Annotated in this window: 19 protein-coding genes; 6 read left to right on the forward strand and 13 right to left on the reverse strand. The window is 39.1% G+C overall.

What is annotated here, in order from left to right; all coding sequences use genetic code 11:
• Positions 1-3 precede the first annotated feature (3 nt).
• The gene (locus ACIF8R_RS06080) at positions 4-3,600 is read left to right on the forward strand and encodes an AAA family ATPase (RefSeq protein ID WP_396479729.1); all 3,597 of its coding nucleotides are present in this window, start codon (positions 4-6) and stop codon (positions 3,598-3,600) included.
• A 117-nt stretch (positions 3,601-3,717) separates the two neighbouring features.
• On the opposite strand, the gene ACIF8R_RS06085 is transcribed toward ACIF8R_RS06080, so the two are convergent.
• Together ACIF8R_RS06085 and ACIF8R_RS06090 are read right to left on the reverse strand one after the other, a co-directional pair.
• Positions 3,718-4,560, reverse strand: a complete 843-nt coding sequence (locus ACIF8R_RS06085) for an undecaprenyl-diphosphate phosphatase (RefSeq protein WP_114271866.1) — start codon at positions 4,558-4,560, stop codon at positions 3,718-3,720.
• 107 nt (positions 4,561-4,667) lie between these two features.
• Complete coding sequence (locus ACIF8R_RS06090; RefSeq protein WP_396479731.1) at positions 4,668-5,360, reverse strand: YggS family pyridoxal phosphate-dependent enzyme; 693 nt, start codon at positions 5,358-5,360, stop codon at positions 4,668-4,670.
• A 126-nt stretch (positions 5,361-5,486) separates the two neighbouring features.
• On the opposite strand from ACIF8R_RS06090, the gene ACIF8R_RS06095 reads away from it, so the two are divergent.
• Entirely contained in the window at positions 5,487-6,524 is a 1,038-nt protein-coding gene (locus ACIF8R_RS06095) for a type IV pilus twitching motility protein PilT (protein ID WP_107972265.1), read from the forward strand.
• A gap of 27 nt (positions 6,525-6,551) precedes the next feature.
• Positions 6,552-7,670, forward strand: coding sequence for a PilT/PilU family type 4a pilus ATPase (locus tag ACIF8R_RS06100; protein WP_107972266.1), 1,119 nt, complete (start codon positions 6,552-6,554; stop codon positions 7,668-7,670).
• Positions 7,671-7,739: 69 nt separating this feature from the next.
• On the opposite strand, the gene fur is transcribed toward ACIF8R_RS06100, so the two are convergent.
• Positions 7,740-8,177, reverse strand: coding sequence for a ferric iron uptake transcriptional regulator (fur, locus tag ACIF8R_RS06105; RefSeq protein WP_002052029.1), 438 nt, complete (start codon positions 8,175-8,177; stop codon positions 7,740-7,742).
• A gap of 111 nt (positions 8,178-8,288) precedes the next feature.
• Between fur and ACIF8R_RS06110 the strand changes: the two genes are divergently transcribed.
• The gene (locus tag ACIF8R_RS06110) at positions 8,289-8,687 is read left to right on the forward strand and encodes an outer membrane protein assembly factor BamE (protein ID WP_001170994.1); all 399 of its coding nucleotides are present in this window, start codon (positions 8,289-8,291) and stop codon (positions 8,685-8,687) included.
• A 55-nt stretch (positions 8,688-8,742) separates the two neighbouring features.
• On the opposite strand, the gene ACIF8R_RS06115 is transcribed toward ACIF8R_RS06110, so the two are convergent.
• The 10 genes from ACIF8R_RS06115 to ACIF8R_RS06160 all read right to left on the reverse strand — a co-directional run bounded on the left by ACIF8R_RS06115 (position 8,743) and on the right by ACIF8R_RS06160 (position 18,744).
• Positions 8,743-9,066, reverse strand: a complete 324-nt coding sequence (locus tag ACIF8R_RS06115) for an RnfH family protein (protein ID WP_311072223.1) — start codon at positions 9,064-9,066, stop codon at positions 8,743-8,745.
• Positions 9,066-10,133 carry a hypothetical protein gene (locus ACIF8R_RS06120; protein ID WP_396479734.1) on the reverse strand — a complete coding sequence of 356 codons (1,068 nt, stop codon included), beginning with the start codon at positions 10,131-10,133 and terminating at the stop codon, positions 9,066-9,068. The genes ACIF8R_RS06115 and ACIF8R_RS06120 overlap by 1 nt, the downstream gene beginning before the upstream one ends.
• Positions 10,134-10,286: 153 nt before the next feature.
• Positions 10,287-10,742: a bacteriohemerythrin gene (locus ACIF8R_RS06125; RefSeq protein ID WP_000782976.1), complete on the reverse strand. Its 456-nt coding sequence runs from the start codon at positions 10,740-10,742 to the stop codon at positions 10,287-10,289.
• 251 nt (positions 10,743-10,993) lie between these two features.
• Positions 10,994-11,842 (reverse strand): class II glutamine amidotransferase, encoded by an 849-nt coding sequence (locus ACIF8R_RS06130; RefSeq protein WP_032047991.1) that lies wholly within the window; start codon positions 11,840-11,842, stop codon positions 10,994-10,996.
• 107 nt (positions 11,843-11,949) lie between these two features.
• Positions 11,950-12,732: a GNAT family N-acetyltransferase gene (locus ACIF8R_RS06135; RefSeq protein WP_396479736.1), complete on the reverse strand. Its 783-nt coding sequence runs from the start codon at positions 12,730-12,732 to the stop codon at positions 11,950-11,952.
• A 118-nt stretch (positions 12,733-12,850) separates the two neighbouring features.
• Entirely contained in the window at positions 12,851-13,759 is a 909-nt protein-coding gene (gene argB / locus ACIF8R_RS06140) for an acetylglutamate kinase (protein WP_263613091.1), read from the reverse strand.
• Positions 13,760-13,773: 14 nt separating this feature from the next.
• A complete protein-coding gene (locus ACIF8R_RS06145) occupies positions 13,774-15,192 on the reverse strand; it encodes a phosphomannomutase/phosphoglucomutase (protein ID WP_396479738.1) in 1,419 nt (472 codons plus the stop codon).
• A 188-nt stretch (positions 15,193-15,380) separates the two neighbouring features.
• Complete coding sequence (gene dut, locus ACIF8R_RS06150; protein ID WP_000868152.1) at positions 15,381-15,833, reverse strand: dUTP diphosphatase; 453 nt, start codon at positions 15,831-15,833, stop codon at positions 15,381-15,383.
• 24 nt (positions 15,834-15,857) lie between these two features.
• A complete protein-coding gene (gene rep, locus ACIF8R_RS06155) occupies positions 15,858-17,897 on the reverse strand; it encodes a DNA helicase Rep (protein ID WP_263613088.1) in 2,040 nt (679 codons plus the stop codon).
• Positions 17,898-18,090: 193 nt separating this feature from the next.
• Complete coding sequence (locus ACIF8R_RS06160) at positions 18,091-18,744, reverse strand: OmpA family protein (RefSeq protein ID WP_263613087.1); 654 nt, start codon at positions 18,742-18,744, stop codon at positions 18,091-18,093.
• Between the two features lie 244 nt (positions 18,745-18,988).
• Here ACIF8R_RS06160 and ACIF8R_RS06165 point away from each other — a divergent pair, with 244 nt between their 5' ends.
• Together ACIF8R_RS06165 and ACIF8R_RS06170 are read left to right on the forward strand one after the other, a co-directional pair.
• Complete coding sequence (locus tag ACIF8R_RS06165) at positions 18,989-19,915, forward strand: acyltransferase (protein WP_002051994.1); 927 nt, start codon at positions 18,989-18,991, stop codon at positions 19,913-19,915.
• Between the two features lie 14 nt (positions 19,916-19,929).
• Complete coding sequence (locus tag ACIF8R_RS06170) at positions 19,930-20,976, forward strand: preprotein translocase subunit SecA (protein WP_396479740.1); 1,047 nt, start codon at positions 19,930-19,932, stop codon at positions 20,974-20,976.
• The last annotated feature ends 99 nt before the right edge of the window (positions 20,977-21,075 follow it).

The raw sequence follows: 21,075 nt of genomic DNA on the forward strand, positions 1-21,075 counted from the left end.
GTCATGAAAATTTTATCCATTCGAATAAAAAATCTGGCATCTCTTTCTGATGAACACTTTATTGATTTTGAAAGTGCCCCTCTAGCCCATGCGGGTCTCATTGCGATTGTGGGGAAAACGGGTGCAGGTAAGTCGACCATTTTAGATGCCATGTGTCTGGCTTTGTTTAATCGGGTGCCTCGCTTGAAAGACAGTGATGGCAAATTAAAAGATGTTGATGGTTCAGAGTTACTCACTAACTCACCTTTGACTGTATTACGCCGTGGTACAGGACATGGTTTTGCTGAGCTTTGCTTTATTGCACAAGATCAAAAACGCTATTTGGCACGTTGGGAAATTAAACGTGCCCGTGAAAACCCAAATGGTAAATTACAAAGTGTACAGCGCCACTTAAAATGCCTGACCGATGGCGTGGTACTTGCCGACAAAGCCAAAGCAGTTGATGAAAAAGTTAAACAAATTACACAGCTTTCTTTTGAACAATTTACGCGTGCCGTATTACTTGCCCAATCAGAAGTAACCGCATTTTTAAAAGCACGAGATAGCGAACGCGGTGAGTTACTCGAGTACCTAACTAACTCCAGCATTTTCGCCAAAATTGGTGAGCTGGCTTTTCGTAAAACCGCAGATATTGCAAAGCAGCGTAAACAGCTTGAAGAGTTCTTAGGCCACATTGAAATTTTGTCTGATGAAGAGATTGCAGCTTTTACTGCACAATATCAGCAAGCTGAACAAAATCATCAACATTTAGAACAACAAAAAAATATCTTAGACAAACAGCAACAATGGTTTGAGCGTAAGGCAAAACTTGAGCAAGAAGTTCAAGCTAAACAGCAACAGTTTCAAGCACAGCAAAATCATCATCAACAATTGGCTGGTGAGCGTGAGCAATTAAAACGACTCGAAGTTTTCTCTGAAATACGACCACAAGTTTTTCAGCAAGCTCAAAATTTACAAACACTACAACAGCTTGAGCCTCAAATTCAGCAAGCTCAAACCAAGTTTAATGAGTTGGTTCAAATTTTTGAAACGGGACAAAAACAATATCAACTTGCAGAGCAAGAGCTCAAACAAACGCTCGACTTTGAGCAACAGCATCAACACGCTTTAAATCAAGTTCGACAGTCCATTCAAGAACGTGCTTTTATTGCCGATGAATATAAAAAGTGCAAAGAAAAAAGACATGTACTTGAACAAAAACTGAGTCCACTGCACCAGCAGCAAAATACTGTGCAACAGCAGATTACACAGCTTGAGCAGAACAAAATTCATTTACAACAGCAGCTGATCCAGACTCAGCAATATGCGGTATTAGACAAAGGCCTTTCAGCACATCTGCATCAGCTCGGGCAATTTATTCAAAATTACCAAGCGATTGAACAACAGCTTGGCAATCCTACCCTTGCCCGCCAAAAATTATCGGAAGCTAAAAGTGAACTCGAACAACTCACAGCTTCACTCGGCACAGTTGAACAAATTGAGTTAAAGCTTGAACAGCAGCGTAAAGATAAAGATCAGAAACTTGTTCAAGTCACGCAGTTAGATCTGATTCAACAGAAAATAAAAATTTATCATGAGCTATATGCTGAGCTTCAGCAATTCACCGAAAAACATACTCAAGCCTCCGCGCAAGAAGAGCAACTTAAAACCATTTGCCAGTTAGCTGAACAAGACTACCAAACAGCAAAAACTGAACGTGAAAAGTTACAGCACATCCTGCAACAGCAACGTTTACTACACACCGAAAATATTGAACAGTTACGTGCCAATCTTAAAGAAGGTGAAGCGTGTTTGGTCTGTGGAAGCACCCATCACCCTTACCGTATTGATGACAGTGCAGTTTCTAAGGCCTTATTCGATTTACAGCAACAGCAAGAGCACCAAGCTATTGCACTCGAGCAAACTAAGTTTAATGTATGGCAAACCCAGCAACATGCACTTACTCAGTGCCGGGCCGAGCTTGAACAAGTTCAGAAATACCTAGCTCAACTTCAGGCAAAACAGACGCACTTACAGCAAGAACTTGAGCAGCAATTCAGCCTCAATGAGTTACACATTGAGCTTAATCAAGCTCCTGAGCAGATCTTGCAAACACTTAATGAGCTTAGACAAGCTGCGCAAACTGCTATAAGTTCATTTGACTCAGAAAACTTGCGTTTAACCCAAGCGATTAAACAACACAATCAGCTTGTTCAAACGATTCAACGTAATGAAAGTTTGCTTAATACAGCACAGCAATGGCAACAACAAGTTCAACATATTGTTGAGTGTTTATCTGAAGCCGAACAGCATGCATGGCAGCAGTCGAGTAGCCAAACGGCTAAGCAGACTTGGACTATTCTTGATGCACGCGCTAAGCAGCTTGAGCAACAAGAACAGCTTTCACATCGTTTTGAACAGCAGCAACAAGAACTTAAAATGTTGACTGCTAACTTTGAACAAATGACCAAGCAAATTGATGAGATCGATCAAAATCTCCAAGAGATTACGCTTAAAGGCCAACAAAATAATGAAAAAGCGGTGTCGCTCATTCAGCAAATGACGGGCCACGCTGACATTAAACCGCACGAATGGCTAATTGAGCATGACGTTAAACGTCAGCAACAACAAACGGCGTATCATGAGGCTAAACAACGTTTTGAACAAACCAGACAGCACTTTGAGCAGCAAAAACAGGCGCTCGATCAGCTCAAGCATCAACATCAACACACTGCGGAGTACCAGCAGCAAATTGATGGGCAAATTCAAAACTGGTTAAAAGCCCATGCTGATTTTCAGGCATCTGATCTTACGGCGCTCATGCAAATCAATTCCGCCCAAGAGCAAGACATTCGTAACCGTCTTAATCATGCCGAGCGTTTATTAAGTGAAGCCTCTTCTGCCCTTAAAACCATGCAAGAGCAATTGAGCGAGCACTTACAAACTCAGCCAGATATTGAATATGAAAAGCTTGTTAGCCTTATTCAAGACAATATTGCAGAACTCAAAGCCCAGCTTGAAGTACGTGATCGGCTTAAGCTTAAGCTTGAAGTCCATCAGCAAAATCTGGTTAAACAGCAACAATACGCTGAGCAAATTCAAAATATTCAGCAAGAAGAACATCGCTGGAGCAAAATTTCAGGCTTGATTGGTGATGCAAAAGGTAAAGAGTTCCGCGACTATGCCCAGCAATATCACCTAGATATTTTAGTAGAGCATGCCAACCAACAACTGGCAATGCTGTCTCAACGCTATACACTAAAACGCCTAGATCAGTCTCTAAGTCTTGCGATTATTGACCATGACATGGATGGAGAAACCCGCTCTGTTGCTTCTTTATCTGGCGGTGAGTCGTTCTTAACTGCCCTTGCCTTGTCTTTAGCGATTGCCAATATGGCCTCGGGTTCAATGAAAATTGAATCGCTGTTTATTGATGAAGGCTTTGGTACTTTGGATGCTTCTTCTTTGCACATGGTTATGAATGCTTTAGATCAATTGCAAAATCAGGGTCGTCAGGTCATTCTCATTTCACACATTCAAGAAATGCATGAACGTATTCCTGTACAAATACAAGTGAAACCACTGGGTGCTGGTGCGAGCACCATTGAAGTCGTAGGTTAATTTAATGTAGGTACTTATCTTAAATTTGATTGAATCTTATATAACAAAGGGGCGTATCATTTACACCCCTTTCTTGTATGGTATTGCAATAATTTTTATTTTTAAAACATCAAAAAATTAATTCACACAGAGTACGACAATTGCGAAACCAATACAGTACAGACCAAATAAATGCCAGCGGCCATGTTCTAACCATGAAGACAACCATTTCAATGCCAAAAGACCAGCACCAAAGCTAAAGCACATACCCAACAAGCTTGGAACTATCGAATGAAACACTTGCCCATGAGCAACTGTTTGTAAGCCTTGAGCGTGAACTAAACGATATAATTCTTTTAAAATCACTGCTGGTGTTAATACCACAGCCAACGCAAAACTGAACTCTTCAGCCTTTTGACGAGATACACCTAAAAATAAACCTGTAGATATGGTTGCACCTGAACGTGAAAAACCACGGAAAGGTAAACATAACGCCTGCACTGCCCCAATAATAGAAGCACTACGCAAACTGATTTCACCCTGCTGACCACGATCTAAACGCGAAGATAAAATAATCAGAACACCTGCCGAAATTAGTGCAGCTGCCATGAGTTTTGAGTTACTAAACAAATGCTCAATTTCGAAACTGCTCGCGCCGCCGAAGAATACATGTTTAATAATAGATTGGAGCGCTAAACCAAGTACACCAGTAATTAGGGTTGCCAAAATAATATAGAAGGCTTGTTTTTTAAAACTTTCCCAAGAAGAAAAATAGGTCTTACGCCAAGATTTCCAAAAGTAAACGATCACTGCAAACATCGTACCTGTATGCAACATTACAAGTAAGAATGTCATGTCAGGTGCAGATGGATCATACCCCATTAACTTTTCAGCTAAAATAACGTGTGCGGAACTAGAAACTGGCAATAATTCAGCAAAGCCCTGAATGATTGCCAGAATGAAAACATGCAACAAATCCATACATTACACACTCAAATATTAAAATATCTGGTTTATAAATGAGGAAAATTAAATTTAAATTAACTGATTACAGTTCCACCACAAAATATTTAACTAACCCTTAAAAGTTATTTTTTCTCAATCGGGTCACGCTTACCAAACAAAGCTGTACCTACACGGACCATGGTTGAACCTGCGGCAATTGCGGCATCTAAATCGCCCGACATTCCCATGCTTAATGTATCCCAGTCCTGCGCATGAGCATGTTGCCCTTTCATCTCATCAAATAACTTTTTGGCATCTGCGAAAGCAGCGGTATTGTCTGGTGCCGGAATGACCATTAAGCCACGTAGTTTAATTTTCGGCAGTTGACTAATTTGAGCAACCAATTCAGCAACTTCTTCTGGTGCGCAACCATCTTTGCTGTCTTGCCCATCAATATTCACTTGCAAACAAATATTAAGTGCAGCTTGGTCATCACCACGCTGGTTAGACAATCGCTCTGCAATAATCAAACGATCTATACCATGTACCCAATCAAACTTTTCAGCCAAATGCTTAGTTTTGTTGCGTTGAACATGCCCAATAAAATGCCATTCAATGTCTAAATCATGCAGAGCTTCAATTTTATCTAAAGCTTCTTGTAAATAATTTTCGCCGAATGCCCTTTGCCCTGCTGCATACATTTCACGCAATCTTTCACTTGGATGTGTTTTTGATACGGCTAAAAGTTGCACAGTTTCAGGCGCACGCTGAGCATGTTCACAAGCAGTTCTGATTTGCTGTAATACGTGCTGTCGCGCATCTTGCAGGTAATTCATTGACAAGGTTCTCATTTTCAAAAAACTTTTTTGCTTTTCACCTAAAGCGAAGTGTTGGTAAGCCTCGGTGAAAGCCGTATATTATTCTACAAAATAATGACATATTTTGATTTACTTGGGGAAATTATGGATATTACAGAGCTACTCGCCTTCTCTGTGAAAAATGGCGCGTCCGATTTACACTTATCTGCTGGCATGCCACCAATGATTCGTGTCGATGGTGAAGTTCGTCGTATTAACTTACCAGCCTTAGAACATAAAGATGTCCACCGTCTTGTTTATGACATCATGAACGATAAACAGCGCCGTGACTATGAAGAAAAACTTGAAACTGACTTTTCTTTTGAAGTACCTAATGTTGCACGTTTCCGTGTGAATGCATTTAACCAAAACCGTGGTGCTGGCGCAGTATTTCGTACCATTCCGTCTAAAGTACTCACCATGGAAGATTTAGGCTTAGGTCAAATCTTTAAAGATATTTGCGACTATCCTCGCGGGATTGTACTGGTGACAGGGCCAACAGGTTCGGGTAAATCAACCACGCTTGCGGCAATGATGGACTATATTAATGAAAACCGTTATGACCATATTTTAACGGTTGAAGACCCAATCGAATTTGTACATCAGTCCAAGAAATGCCTGATTAACCAGCGTGAAGTACATCGTGATACACATGGCTTTAACGAAGCACTTCGTTCGGCACTGCGTGAAGACCCCGATATTATTTTAGTCGGCGAGATGCGTGACCTTGAAACTATCCGTTTAGCACTTACTGCTGCCGAAACAGGTCACTTGGTATTTGGTACGCTTCACACCACGTCAGCTGCAAAAACCATTGACCGTGTAATTGACGTATTCCCGGCCGAAGAAAAAGACATGGTTCGTGCCATGTTGTCTGAATCTTTACAAGCCGTTATTTCGCAGACCCTGCTTAAAAAGAATGGCGGTGGTCGTGTGGCAGCACATGAAATCATGATTGGTATTCCTGCCATTCGTAACTTAATTCGTGAAAACAAAGTCGCACAAATGTATTCAGCTATTCAGACAGGTGCCAACCATGGTATGACGACCCTCGACCAAAGCTTAAAAAACTTGGTGTCTCGTGGTGTAATTAGCCCGCAAACGGCTCGTACAGCGGCGAAACAGCCTGAATCATTCCTATAAAAATAACAAAATAGCGAGAATACAATTATGGATTTTAATGACTTGCTCAACCTGATGGTTGAGAAAAAATCATCGGATCTTTTTATTACAGATGGCGTTGCACCATCGATGAAGATTAACGGGCAAATTGTTCCAATTTCAAAAAATAGTCTTTCAGGCGAAGTAATTGGTCAACTCTTACATTCCATCATGAGTGACAAACAGCGTAAAGAATTCGCAGACACTCGTGAATGTAACTTTGCCATTATGAACCGCGATAAAACGGCGCGATTTCGTGTGAGTGCTTTTCAGCAACGCGATATGCCTGGCATGGTTCTACGTCGAATTGAAACTAAAATTCCTTCAATTGATGACTTACAGTTACCCACTGTACTTAAAGATTTATCGATGACCAAACGTGGCATTATTATTTTCGTAGGTGCAACAGGTACAGGTAAATCGACTTCATTGGCTTCAATGATCAGCCATCGTAACCATAACTCTAAAGGCCATATCATTACCATTGAAGACCCGATTGAGTTTATTCACGAACATGCAGGCTGCATTATTACTCAACGTGAAGTCGGTATTGATACTGACTCATTCGAAATTGCTTTAAAAAACACGTTACGACAAGCACCCGATGTCATCTTAATTGGAGAGATCCGTTCTCGTGAAGTGATGGACTACGCAATTGGCTTTGCTGAAACAGGTCACCTTGTATTAGCTACCATGCACGCCAACAATGCCAACCAAGCGCTCGACCGTATTATCCACTTCTTCGAAAGTGACCGACATAGCCAGCTCTACATGGACTTGTCGCTTAACTTAAAAGCCATGATTGCTCAGCAGCTTATTCCAACGCCGGATGGTAATTCACGTCGTGCAGCGATTGAGATTTTAATTAACTCACCATTAATTTCAGACTATATCCGTAAAGGCGAAATTCATGAAATTAAAGATTTAATGAAACGCTCACGTGAACTTGGTATGCAGACCTTTGACCAAGCTTTATTTGATTTATATAAAGCAGGCCAAATTACTTATAAAGATGCCCTTAAGCATGCCGACTCACCAAACGATTTACGTTTAACGATTAAGCTTGCAAATGAAGGCCCTGATCAAATTACAGACGAAAAACAGCATTTAACTTTTGACCGTCAGTAATTTCTTCATAAAAAAAGGAAGGTTAAACGTAACCTTCCTTTTTTATTTGTTTTCTTTATGTGAAAACGATTATTTCTTGCGCAGTGCATCCTGACATTCAGGTTCATTACAGTAACCATAGAGATTTAATGAGTGACCTGTTAAGGTGAACCCATGTTGTTCTGCTACAGAATGCTGTTCTTTCTCGATAACATCATTAGTAAATTCAATAACTTTGTTACAGTTTTGGCAAACCAAGTGATCATGGTGATCTTCTTGCATAATTTCGAAAACAGAATGGTTATTTTCAAAATGATGACGTTGAATAATGCCCGCAGCTTCAAATTGTGTTAACACACGGTAAACTGTCGCAAGTCCGACATCTTCCCCTTGCTCTAACAAAGTCTTGTAAATATCTTCAGCGCTAAGATGATGCTGTTTTGAATTTTCTAATAATTCCAAAATCTTAATTCGTGGAAGGGTAACTTTAAGTCCAGCTTTGCGCAAATCTTGATTGGAAATAGGCATGAAAAAAGGTCTCTCAACAAATCTCAAGTTGGAATAGGCAATAGAATTTATATGAAGTATGATCTATCCTTTGATCAAATGCATCATAATTTATTGGGATAGTGTAGCAAAATGCAAAAACTCGTGCTGACGTTATTCGTCACTTCACTCCTAGCTGGTTGTTCAATCTTTGGTGTATATAAGGTTGATATTCCTCAAGGGACTCCATTGACTAAAGCTCAAGCCTCTCAAGTACAAGTCGGCATGAATTTCCAGCAAGTGCGCTTTTTGCTTGGTAGCCCAACAGTGACTGATCCCCTCAATCCACAACGTTGGGACTATATCTACAACTATATCCCGGGAACATATGCTAAAAAAGCGAAAATCCCCGCAGCACATGGTCAGCATTTAAAAATTTACTTTGATGGAACTGGAACTGTAACTAAAATTGAAGGTTTAGAAACTATTCCAGAATCGCAACCAGGTTTACCTGCTTCTAAAGAAGCGATCTTAACTGCCCCACCACTATAATCGTTTTTTCTAATAAAAAGAAACCCCTCAAGTGAAAAAACTTGAGGGGTTTTGCTTATTGAGCTGATTGCTTAAAGCGATTGCCTTTAATGTATCTGCCTACAGGATTCTTCGCGGCACGTTTCCGGCGAATGTCTTTTGGATTAATCGTTAAAGGTCTATAAACCTCAACTCGATCACCCGCATGTAGTACTGCATCAGCTTCTACTTTTACACCAAAAACACCAAGCTGAAGTGGTTCAGGCAAATCAACTTGACTTGATAAACCACTGACTTGAACTGCCTGTGAAGCAGTCATTCCCTGTTCAAATGGAACAGAGATTAGAAACTGTTGCTCTGGCGCCGCAAATGCCACCCAAACTTGTTGAATGCGTTCCATTAGATACTTTGCCCAATTACAGCAATCATTGCCACAATAATTGAAAGTGGTAATACAATACGTACAGCAATACGCCATAAATTATAGAAAAGCTCATTGCTGAAATTCATTGATTTACGTAAGTGACTAATTTTCATAATCCAACCTGCAAAAATTGCATAGATCAAACTAATGAGTAAGCCCCAAAGCATAAGAACAAGCGTAAATAAGTGATGAAGTTCAGGTACCGCCCAAACTGCAATCGCAACAACAAGAATCAGCCATTGTAAAACAGGCATGAGCTGACGCTGAGCAAGTTGCTCTCTTGCCAATTGCACAAATAACGCTGATGTCATCACACCTGTAAATATCCACGTAAGGACAGGTAATTGAGCTTGAAGCGAGAAGAAACCAAAAGCAATTACAGCAATGAGTTGAGCCAACCAAATTGGAAGAACAGTTTTAGTTGCACCATCTTGAGCCTGAACAGTGCCGACACTATTTTGCCAGTAAAGTCCTAAACCTAAACCACTCGCTACAAGCGCAAGTACGGTTGCATTACCCCACTCTTTAAACTCTACATTGGTCCAATGCCAAGGCTGTAAAGTCGTACCCATCATGTTTGCTAACACAATAGAAGCAATTACCCCTAAGGTCATTAACAAAACAAGAATTTGACGAGGAATAAATGATAAGACCAAGGCAGCAACTGCAAGGCCTGCAAAAATGATTTGACCTGAAATGCTTGGAGCAAACTGCGCAACTAATATATTGCTTGCAGTGCTCAGCACATTACCCGCCAAGAAAGGAATAAAAACAACAGCAAGCCAGCCAACCACGCGCCATTTAGGCGAGCTATCTGCTTCACGAGTTAAACTCGATAACGCATTTAAAGCGGTTGTTTTAGATCGTTTTGCTAAAGCAATTTCCAAATAACAAACTGGTAATGCCAATAACAACATTGTGCCAAACCACAATAACCAGAAATCGAGCTGACGATCAATCTGGATGCCCATGGTTGGTGCCAAAGTGGCCATGATGACAAAAGATAAGCAAAACGCCATAAGAGGCGATAACCAACGTGACATAGGTATGTCCTGCATTATGCATTCCTTGAAAAAGTCTTTAGATATTTTGCCCGTCTCATGCATGAAAATCAAAGTTTGCGCCATAAAAAAAAGCAAACCACCGAAACGATAGTTTGCCGCGCTAACTGTATATTAGAGTTTTTCGACTTAAAGTTATGAGAAAAAACGGGCGAACCAGTTCTTTCCTTTCTTCTTTTCTTTTTCTCTAATAATCCCCATCATATTTTCTTTTACTGCCCCCACATAATCAGCATCATCATGTTGAATATGATTAATTAACCATTTAGCCAAAATCTCTTGTAATTCAGCTTCAATTGTATGTCCCATTTCAAAACGTTCACGATATAACTCTATTTTCTTAATAAACAAGTCATGTACACGTTTATGCGGTACTCTATATTTATAATCAGCTTCTTCTTGCAAACTTTCTTCAAAGGTAAAATGTGACTGCGTATAATCGATAATATTATCTAAAACATCCTTAATACGACGTCTATCCTCATCATCTTTTACATCATCAATCTCATTAATATAATCAAGTATTCGTTTGTGTTGCTCATCAATAACATCAATACCCGTATTATATTCTGAAGCCCATTTCATTTTCATACACCACCCCCAATGATGTTCAATGACTGTTGCATAAGCCGCATCTTATCTTTAAAGGGTATAAATAAAAACAAACCTATTTCGTCGGCTTTATATAAATAAAAATAGATAATGAATTAAGTATATGATTTTTAAAAAATTAATTAATATTAACCGACTAAAACAATAAAGTATTTTTTAAACAAAATACTTTATTATTAATTAAGTAAATATATATATTAATTAAGCATTTACACTCATTTACTTAAAAATTAATATTGGTCTGCCCGAGTAATACGTTTAAGTTCAGGGTTTTTCTCTTCACGTATTAATCTTTCAACATGTGTTATTGATTTTTTTATAGGCTGACCATGTTGAAATAAAATCATTTCACCGGGTTGATAAGCTGTCCAAGTTTCATTATGTGTTAAAGGCTCAGTAGTAATTACTGCCACACGATCTTCAGGAGTAGTCACCTGACTAAAATCAACTTCGACATCTAAATCAATTAAATGTGCATTATTAAATGGATATTCGCGAACTAACCAATGTAATTTAGTAATGGCATAACTAAATAAAGCTTTACCATTAGATAAACAGAAATTAAATGTGCCATATTCTGCAATTTGCGGAGAAATTTTCTCTAATACTTCAAATATCTGTTCAAGGCTTGGCTCTTCATAGCCAAATACTTCTACCAGTTGATCGAGTAAATAACAAAATGCTCTTTCGCTATCTGTATTTCCTACAGGTGTAAAACGTCCACTCAAAGGTGGATTAAAATCATGTAAATCGCCATTATGGGCAAAAATCCAGTGACGTCCCCATAACTCACGAATAAAAGGATGTGAGTTCTCAAGCGTGATTTTGCCTTGGGTCGCCTTACGAATATGGGCGATTACATTACGTGATTTGATGGGATAGTTACGAATAAGATCAGCTATTGGAGATTCAACCGCAGATTGGTTGTCTACAAATAAACGGCATGCCTTGTCTTCAAAAAAGGCTATACCAAAACCATCACTATGGTCAGAGGTAATTCCTGCGCGCTGTGAAAAACCACGGAAAGAAAAAGTGATATCCGTTGGTGTTGCACAATTCATTCCTAATAGCTGGCACATATTGTTCTAAACTTTTGCTTCATTACCTCATACATACTATTGTGCATGAGAGTAAAATAGCTTGTAAATCCCAATATGCGCTCGCTATTACAAAATATAAGATATCTTTATCGTTGAGCCATTTTGTTCATTACAAAGGAAGTGGCAATTTTATTTACTTCCAAAAATACAAAATAATCGAGACAGTTAAATTCAGCATCAAAAAAGGCATCTTTAGACAGTTTAGATTGCATACTCAAATACATTTGGAACAGTTTTGGCATACGTTCATCTTGAGGAAAGCTGAACTCTGGATATTCTGGTTCATAAATCTTTTTAGAACGAATATCGATGGTTTTACTGTCTGGTAATTGTTGAATCTGGCTGTGCGTATAGTACGCTCTGGCCAAATTATCTTGCAGGTGAATACTTACACAGCCCATCAAGTATTTAGCTCGCATTGACCACAACACTTTAGGTGCTAGATTCAGCCATAACGTTGAAAGTGCCTTACCATTACGAAAACGTGGATGTACACAGGTACGCCCTATTTCTAATACATTTGGCAAATGCGATAAGTGAGGAACAATATCAAACTCATGAGCACTATAGCTTTGCGCTATTTCATGGCCTTGGAAGAGCTTGAGTCGTGTATAAGCCACAATCTCTCCCGTCCATTTCTCACGTAATACTGCATGCTCACAGCTAAAATCGTAAATATCTTGATCTAAGTTATCTTCAAAATGAATGCCGAATTGTTTACTAAATTGTTGTGCGCGAAACCGTTGTACATCTTGTAATTCTTTTAAATTATCAACCCATTCAAAGCGAAATTGTGTTTGATTCGTAGTCTTATGACGATTTAGAGGTAAAGTCCACGTTTGGCGATATTGATTAAATTTTTCCAGCATAATGAACGCTCCTAGTGACTCCCCTTACACTAGTCAAAGCTCATGACAAAAAAATGACCAAAATTAAATGACATAAAAAAAGACCACTTAGCGTGGTCTTTTAATCAAAATACTCACTTTAGTGAGATGCATTTGAACGGTTAGAAATGAGTGTACCCACACCGTGATCTGTAAAGATTTCAAGTAATGTCGCATGTGGTACACGACCATCTACAATGTGTGCACTCACAACACCGCCTTTTACAGCATCAAGCGCACAACCTACTTTAGGAATCATTCCGCCGTAAATCACGCCTGTCTCGATTAAACGGTCAACTTCTTGTGTAGTTAAACCAGTTAAAAGATTTTTGTTTTCATCTAATACGCCAGTAATATTGGTAAGCAGAATTAATTTTTCTGCACCTAATGCTTCAGCAACCTTACCAGCGACCAAGTCAGCATTAATGTTGTAGGTATTACCTTTTTCATCGACACCTAATGGTGCAATAACCGGAATAAAGTCACTTTGAGTAAACATCTCTAATACGTCTGTTTTTACCCCAGTCACTTCACCCACCATACCTAAGTCGATATGTTTGATAGAACCGTCTTCTTCGTGCTTTTCCATTAATAATTTACGGGCACGTAATAGATTGCCATCTTGACCTGTTAAGCCAATCGCACGGCCGCCGTGTTTATTAATTAAATTAACAATAGATTTGTTTACGCTACCGCCCAATACCATTTCAACCACTTCCATAGTAGCTTGATCGGTCACACGCATACCATCAATACGATCAGACTCACGACCTAATTGTTTTAAGAAAGAGTCAACTTGTGGGCCGCCACCATGTACAACAACCGGGTTTAAACCCACAGTTTTAAGTAAAACGATATCGCGAGCGAATGAACTTTCCAATTCCGGATCAGTCATTGCATTACCACCGTATTTCACCACCAGCGTCTTACCAGAAAAACGTTGAATATATGGCAAAGCTTCAATCAAGATTTTTGCTTTGTCGACGCCAAGATGCTGATGTTGTGGCATTGCGCCTCTCCTTATTAGGCCTCAGAAAGTTCTTGTGCAATTTGCGGGTAACGCTCTTGCAACATATCAATAAATTTTTGCTGAATTTCCTTTAAACGCAAAGGACTATCAGCATCAAATCTTACGGTAAAATACTCACCCGTATTTGATGCTCGAATAATGCCAAAACCATCATCAAAATCAAGACGTACTCCATCAATTTTACTAATATGAGCGCCTAAACGATGGCTCAAAATTTCAATATCTTGCAATACATGCTTAGGGTCTGATTGGTGAGTACTGATATAGGTATCTTCGGTACAGCATCTTTCAGGATAAATAGAAAATAAATCAGAAACTGTTGCCGCACTAGACTCGGTGAAATATTCCATTACACGTAGTGCAGCATATATACCATCGTCATATCCAAAACCACGTCCGTCATTAAACACATAGTGGCCAGCATATTCACCACCAAAAATGGCTTGCCCTTTGGACTTAGATAAATAAGAACGGAGGAAACTACTACCCGTACGAATCATTTTCGGTTTACCACCGAGTCGCTCTACGGTTCTTTGAACCATCAACGAGCATTTCACATCAAAGACGATTTCTTTATCTCTTTGTTGTTCCAGACACATTTGTGCAAATAGTGACAATAAACGGTCAGCTGTAAGTATGTTGGCTTTCTCATCAAGTAATACGACACGATCGCCATCACCATCAAGCGCAATACCAATATCGGCAGCTTGCTCAATAATCGTTTTTCGTAATTCTTTTAAATGGGCAGCATGTGAAGGGTCTGGCGCATGGTCAGGGAACTCGCCATTTGGAGTAGTACGTAAGGCAATTACCTCACAACCCATTTTTTCAAGTACCAGTTTCGCACAATGCCCTGCCGAACCATGTAAACCATCTAATACGACTTTTAATGGGCGTTTGAGTTGAATATCGTTAAAGAGAGCCTGTTGGTATTTTTTGCAAAATTCTGATTTAAATTGAGGAGTTGATAATTCTAATAATGAAATTGGATGAGTTGGAACATAAGTTTGGGCAAACTCACCGACTTGCTGAATCATTTCAGGAGACGGAGGTTCAGCTCTTAAAATCCATTTAATACCATTATCTGATTTCGGATTATGGCTAGCGGTTACCATAATTCCGTTACCACCAAACTCACGTGCAATGTAATACATCATCGGAGTCGAGCAGCAACCAATGTTTGTAACAGTTAAACCCTGCTCTACTAATATCTCTTCGATTAAATGCGCATAAGCGGGACTGGTAAGGCGGGCATCATAACCAATGACCAGTTGAGTTTGTTCTGCTTGTTTATATTGTTGTGCCAATCCATAGGCAATTGAACGGACGACGTCCGTAGTTAAATAAGAAAGTTTGCCTCTAATATCGTAAGCACGGAAAATATTTTTTGGGAATGAGTGTCTTACATTCATAGCGTATCTTCTATTTAAAGATCAATCTGATCTATCGCAAAAACATAGAGTATTCAAAAGGGTATTTGCTAAAAAAGTTAAAAGAGTATGAGTAAAGCGTGTTGTAATATAATTCATTGTAACATTCAAGGTATAAAAAGAAACACCTGTAAAACAGGCGTTTCTTTTCATTATTTTTTATAAGTTAATTATTGTTTACCAGTGTGACCAAAGCCGCCCGCACCGCGTAAAGTTTCTTCAAATTCCTCTACTTGTTCAAACTCAGCCTGAACAACTGGAACTAAAACATATTGTGCTAAACGCTCACCTGGCTCTAAACGGAATGTCGTCTGACCACGGTTCCAAACTGAAACCATCAATTCACCTTGATAGTCCGAGTCAATTAACCCAACTAAATTACCAAGAACAATACCGTGTTTATGGCCTAAACCTGAACGCGGTAAAATTAAACCAGCAAAATTCACATCATGAATATAAATTGCCATACCTGTTTTAACTAATACAGTTTGGCCTGGTTCAATTTCAATTGCTTCATCTAAACAGGCACGTAAATCTAAACCTGCTGATCCTGCTGTTGCATATGAAGGTAAAGGCCATTCTTTACCTAAACGCGGATCGAGCAATTTAACTTGAACTTTCATGGGATTTCCTAAAAATTAAAAAAATTAACGCTTTAATAAAGCCTTTAAATTTGCCAAATATTGTTGAGCCTGTTCTTTAGGATCAACATTTGCTGCAATTTTCTTTTTACGCCCTAACCATTCGAGTTCGTCTTGTGGAAGCTCATCAAGGAAACGGCTTGGGGTCATTTGTTTCATTTGACCACCATTTTTACGCTGTTCTGCCAAAGTCAAAGTTAAGCCTTGACGTGCACGGGTAATACCCACGTACATAAGACGGCGTTCTTCTTCAATGGTTTCAGCTGCGATCGAGTTTTTATGTGGTAAAAGCTCTTCTTCAAGTCCCATAATGTACACATATGGGAACTCCAAACCTTTTGCTGCATGCAAAGTAAGTAGATTTACTTTGTCAGTGTCCTCTTCTTCTTGCTGCTGTTCTAACAGGTCAAGTAAAACCAGTTTGCGAATAACACTTTCAATATTCTTTTCATCAACATCTTCTGCACGATTAATCAGATTTTGAATACTGGTAAATAAATTCTCGATATTATCGAGTTTACTTTTCTCTTGAGCAGGTGTTGCTGACTGTTCACGGATATAGTCGATATAACCCGCTTCATTCATCATTTGACGAACTTTAGGCACAGGCTCATCATCTTCTAGCAACTCACGCGTAAACGTCGCGATAAAGTCCGCAAACTCATGCAATTGAGTTTCTGCTTTTTTAGGAAGGACCATGCTTAAGCGTTGGTCAGAAGAAGCACCAAGTAAAGACAAATTATTTTCTTGGGCAAATAAACCTAGCTTCTCAAGAGTAACTGGGCCAATCGCACGTTTAGGGGTATTAATAATACGTAAGAAAGCACTGTCATCTTCAGGGTTAATAATCAAACGCAGATAGCTCATCACGTCTTTAATTTCTGCACGAGCGAAGAACGATGTACCGCCAGAGAGTTTGTACGGGATTTGCATTTGGCGAAGCTGGGTTTCTAATACACGTGCCTGAAAGTTTCCACGGTATAACACAGCGTAATCTTTCCAGTTCTTACCGTTCATGAGCTTATGAGTCAGTAAGTCTTTGACTACACGTTCTGCTTCATCATCATCATTACGACAGGTAATAATTCGGATGACCTCGCCATGACCTTTATCACTCCACAATTTCTTATCAAAAATATGCGGGTTATTTTGAATTACACAGTTTGCAGCTTTCAAAATACGGCTGGTTGAGCGGTAATTTTGCTCAAGCTTAATAATATGTAAATTTGGGAAATCCTGTTTAAGCAAAGCCATGTTTTCAGGCTTCGCTCCACGCCATGCGTAAATCGACTGGTCATCATCACCCACAGCTGTAAACTGCCCCATTACACCAACCAACAGTTTCACTAAAATATATTGCGCGGTGTTGGTATCTTGATATTCATCGACCAATAAATAACGAACACGGTTTTGCCACTTGTCACGTACTTCTGCATTTTCTTGCAATAATCGCGTTGGCATAACAATGAGGTCATCAAAATCGACAGCATTGTAGGCACGTAAATTACGTTCATAAAGTTGGTAAAGGTGTGCAAACTGGACATCTTCAGGAGTTTCACACGTCGAATGTGCTTGTTCAGGCAAAATCAGATCGTTCTTCCAATCCGAAATTTTCTTCATTGCCTTGGCAATTAACTCTTTACTCTCTGCACCCGACAAATTATCGCGATGCATCAAATCCATCAAAATACGTTTACAGTCATCTGCATCCAAAATCGAAAAATTAGCTTTTAAAGGTAAATTTTTAAGTTCTAAACGTAAAAGATTTAAACCAAAAGTATGGAAAGTCGAAACGGATAAACCTTTTGCTTCTTCACGTGATAAAAGCTTGGTCACACGCTCTTTCATTTCACGTGCAGCTTTATTGGTAAAGGTCATCGCTGTAATACGATGCGCAGGAATACGGCAATGTTGCACCAAATAGGCAATTTTACGCGTAATTACCGATGTTTTACCTGAACCAGCGCCAGCAAGCACCAATAAAGGGCCTTGAGTATATTTCATGGCTTCTTCTTGCTTGTTGTTCAGTTGACTGGCAGATGACATCGTGTATTACCTCTTAATTTTTCGAGCATGATTATAGTCATCTCTTTTTTAGAATCCCAATAGTAAATCTACGGATATGTATAAATGATGTCTAATAATGCAATTTATGCGCCGCAGAATGTCGTGATTATTTCTTGTACTGCACCCATAAAAAAACCACCCGAAGGTGGTTTTTGAAACAATAAACTAAATTTTATTGTTTAGCATAAATGCTGATTTCTACGCGACGGTTTTGTTCACGACCAGAAGCAGTTGAGTTGTCTGCGATTGGGTTAGAAGAACCATAACCTTGTGCATCGATACGGCTAGATGGAACGCCTTTACCAGCTAAATAGCTTTTAACTGATTGAGCACGTGATTGAGATAATGGGATGTTGATAGAGTCATTACCAGTGTTATCTGTATAACCAGTTACCAAAATCGCGCTCTTGTTATCTTCAGCCAATGTTTGCGCTACTTTGTCCAAAGTTGCATAGAAGTTTGGCTTGATGTTTGATTTGTTTGTATCAAAAGTGATGCTACCAGGCATGATCAATTGAACAGAACCATCTGGGTTACGACCAACTTCTACGCCAGTACCAGCCATTTGTTGACGTAATTTTTTCTCTTTTTGGTCAAGGTATAAACCACCAGCTGCACCAAGAACTGCACCGATTGCCGCAGCACGGTTGTTTTGACGGCTAGAGTTTGCACTTGATTTAGAAATACCGTAACCAGCTGCTGCGCCGATTAATGTACCTAATGCGGCTTTATCGTATTCAACGCCACCAAGGTTGTTACCTGTTGTTTGACAACCAGAAAGTACTACTGCTGCCCCTACCACTGTTGAAATAACTAATGCACGCATTGCATGCCTCCTCACTTTGAGTGTTTTGTTGTTGAGTGAATAATGAAACAAAAAGGAAGTATAAAACATTGATATTTTGTTAATAATAAACAGTTTAGTTAGTTTTTTGTAATATTTTGATGCACTTTAAGACGTGCACTCATCACAATTTCTTCATTGTTGTCTAAGATATCGTTGTATTTCATTTCACGATAGTTATAGTTGAACAACTTTCTATGGATTTTGGATATTCGGGGCCATTTATATGTCAACTGCACCCAATAAGCAATCTGCGCTAAAAAAAATTACACGTGGACTCACTGTAGGTACAGTCATCACAGGTAGCACCTTTTTTCATGGACCACCTGTATTGGCTTTGGGCTTAACCAAGTTATTTAAAAAATCATCCAAAGTAGATGAAACCAACATTCAAATTACAAACAGCTGGCTCAGTGTCAATAATTGGCTAATTGACCATGTTCTACCTAATTTAAAATGGGATATTACGATTGACGAAGGTCTTGATTTAAGTATGCAAGGCCGTTACTTAATGACCTGTAACCATCAAAGCTGGGTTGATACTACCGTAAATCAGTATTTCGGTTTAACCCGTATGCCCCTTACCCGCTTTTTTACCAAGTGGGAACTCATCTTTATTCCTTTCGTTGGTCAAGCCTTTAAAATTTTAGGCTTCCCAATGATGAAGCGTCATACCAAAGAGCAAATTGCGAAAAACCCTGAGCTTAAAGACCGCGATATGATGGAAGCACGTAAAGCGTGTGAACAGCTCTTGAGCCAACCTTTTACTTTATTAAACTATTTGGAAGGTACACGTTTTACTCAGGAAAAACATGACCAACAAAATTCGCCATATAAACATTTATTGAAACCTAAAGCAGGTGGTTTGGCGCTGGCTCTAAATATTTTGGGCGACAAAATTGATGCTTTAGTTGATATGACCATTGTCTACCCTGACGGTGTACCGGGTTATGGTGATTTCTGGTTAGGTGATGTTTCACAAATTGCGGTAAATCTTCGTAAAATTGAAATACCAGCTTGGGTACTCGGTGGTAACTATGAAGATGACCCAGTGTACCGTGAACGTTTTCAACAATGGGTACATGAACTCTGGACTGAAAAAGATCAACTCATCGAACAAATGAAAGCTCGATATACTACTTCAACTCATTAAAAGCATTTATAGCTATGCAAAACAGTTCCAGAAAACAAGCAAAATATTACCATATGGACCCAAGCAGCGCTTCATTTAAGCTGTTTTTGATTTATGACATCTTTATGGTGTTTATCATTATTTTCAATCTGTTCTGTCTTGCAGCAAATTTCTTTTTAATGAGCAGTATTGGGGCATGGTTTTTTGAACATATTCACCTGCCCCAAGTACTCATCTTTTATAAAACTTATTTACACCCTTGGGTAATTACAACTGAAGCTTGGTTTATTGGCTTTTTAATCACTGAATTTGTTGTCCGCTGGGGCATTTCTATTGTTTATAAACATCATAAACGTTGGTTTTTCTTTCCATTCATTCACTGGTATGAAATTTTAGCCATCATTCCTCAGTTACGTTTTTTACGTTTATTTCGTGCTGGCATTATCGCGTATCGCTTATATGAACTAGGCTATCCTGTTATTCCGGAAAGCTGGAGAAAAACTGGGCTATTTTATTATCGTGTTGTTATGGAAGAGCTATCTGACCGTGTTGTTATTACGGTTATTGATGGCATTCGTAATGAGCTTCAAACTAGCTCAACACATAAGCAAATTATTCATGAGTTGGTTAATCATCATCGCGAACAATTTACGATTACCCTAACCTCTATATTGCAAGAATCTTTAGCAACTGCTCTAAAAGAACAAAAACCTGTAATCACAAAAGGTGTGGGACAAATTGTTGATCAGGCAATAGAAGATACGCCGGAGTTAACCCAATTATTACGCTTAATTCCTTTAGTGGGTAGCCGTATCGAACAGCAAATTCAAAGTATTGGTCAGCGACTCGGTGAAAATATCAGTGCCGGTTTAATTGAACCTTTAATTGAAGGATCAAAAGATCAGCCCAATGCGACGTATCAATTAATTTCAGAAAAAATAAGTAACGTGAATATTAATAACCGTGAGCTTGAGCAACTTGTCGAGTCTGTGGTATTTGAAAGTCTTGAAGCAATTCGTAAACAAGTTAAAGTCAAACAATGGCAACAAACCCTTGCGGAGCGTGATCGAATCAAAGAATAAGCATTTACTTAATTTTTTATGAAACACGCTAGAGAATTGGCACGATTTGTTCTAGCATTTGCTCTATTTACAATAAACTTAACGATATTACAGCTCGTT

Origin of the sequence: Acinetobacter sp. ABJ_C4_1, from assembly GCF_044538495.1 — a bacterium.
GTDB classification, from domain to species: domain Bacteria; phylum Pseudomonadota; class Gammaproteobacteria; order Pseudomonadales; family Moraxellaceae; genus Acinetobacter; species Acinetobacter nosocomialis_A.

Coding starts and splice junctions, on each gene's coding strand:
- ACIF8R_RS06095 (WP_107972265.1), top strand. CDS start 5,487: ATGGATATTACAGAGCTACTCGCCTTCTCTGTGAAAAATGGCGCGTCC.
- ACIF8R_RS06120 (WP_396479734.1), bottom strand. CDS start 10,133: ATGTCACGTTGGTTATCGCCTCTTATGGCGTTTTGCTTATCTTTTGTC.
- ACIF8R_RS06135 (WP_396479736.1), bottom strand. CDS start 12,732: ATGCTGGAAAAATTTAATCAATATCGCCAAACGTGGACTTTACCTCTA.
- fur (WP_002052029.1), bottom strand. CDS start 8,177: ATGCCTATTTCCAATCAAGATTTGCGCAAAGCTGGACTTAAAGTTACC.
- ACIF8R_RS06165 (WP_002051994.1), top strand. CDS start 18,989: ATGTCAACTGCACCCAATAAGCAATCTGCGCTAAAAAAAATTACACGT.
- argB (WP_263613091.1), bottom strand. CDS start 13,759: ATGCCACAACATCAGCATCTTGGCGTCGACAAAGCAAAAATCTTGATT.
- ACIF8R_RS06160 (WP_263613087.1), bottom strand. CDS start 18,744: ATGCGTGCATTAGTTATTTCAACAGTGGTAGGGGCAGCAGTAGTACTT.
- dut (WP_000868152.1), bottom strand. CDS start 15,833: ATGAAAGTTCAAGTTAAATTGCTCGATCCGCGTTTAGGTAAAGAATGG.
- ACIF8R_RS06100 (WP_107972266.1), top strand. CDS start 6,552: ATGGATTTTAATGACTTGCTCAACCTGATGGTTGAGAAAAAATCATCG.
- ACIF8R_RS06115 (WP_311072223.1), bottom strand. CDS start 9,066: ATGGAACGCATTCAACAAGTTTGGGTGGCATTTGCGGCGCCAGAGCAA.
- ACIF8R_RS06080 (WP_396479729.1), top strand. CDS start 4: ATGAAAATTTTATCCATTCGAATAAAAAATCTGGCATCTCTTTCTGAT.
- ACIF8R_RS06110 (WP_001170994.1), top strand. CDS start 8,289: ATGCAAAAACTCGTGCTGACGTTATTCGTCACTTCACTCCTAGCTGGT.
- ACIF8R_RS06170 (WP_396479740.1), top strand. CDS start 19,930: ATGCAAAACAGTTCCAGAAAACAAGCAAAATATTACCATATGGACCCA.
- ACIF8R_RS06090 (WP_396479731.1), bottom strand. CDS start 5,360: ATGAATTACCTGCAAGATGCGCGACAGCACGTATTACAGCAAATCAGA.
- ACIF8R_RS06145 (WP_396479738.1), bottom strand. CDS start 15,192: ATGAATGTAAGACACTCATTCCCAAAAAATATTTTCCGTGCTTACGAT.
- rep (WP_263613088.1), bottom strand. CDS start 17,897: ATGTCATCTGCCAGTCAACTGAACAACAAGCAAGAAGAAGCCATGAAA.
- ACIF8R_RS06130 (WP_032047991.1), bottom strand. CDS start 11,842: ATGTGCCAGCTATTAGGAATGAATTGTGCAACACCAACGGATATCACT.
- ACIF8R_RS06085 (WP_114271866.1), bottom strand. CDS start 4,560: ATGGATTTGTTGCATGTTTTCATTCTGGCAATCATTCAGGGCTTTGCT.
- ACIF8R_RS06125 (WP_000782976.1), bottom strand. CDS start 10,742: ATGAAAATGAAATGGGCTTCAGAATATAATACGGGTATTGATGTTATT.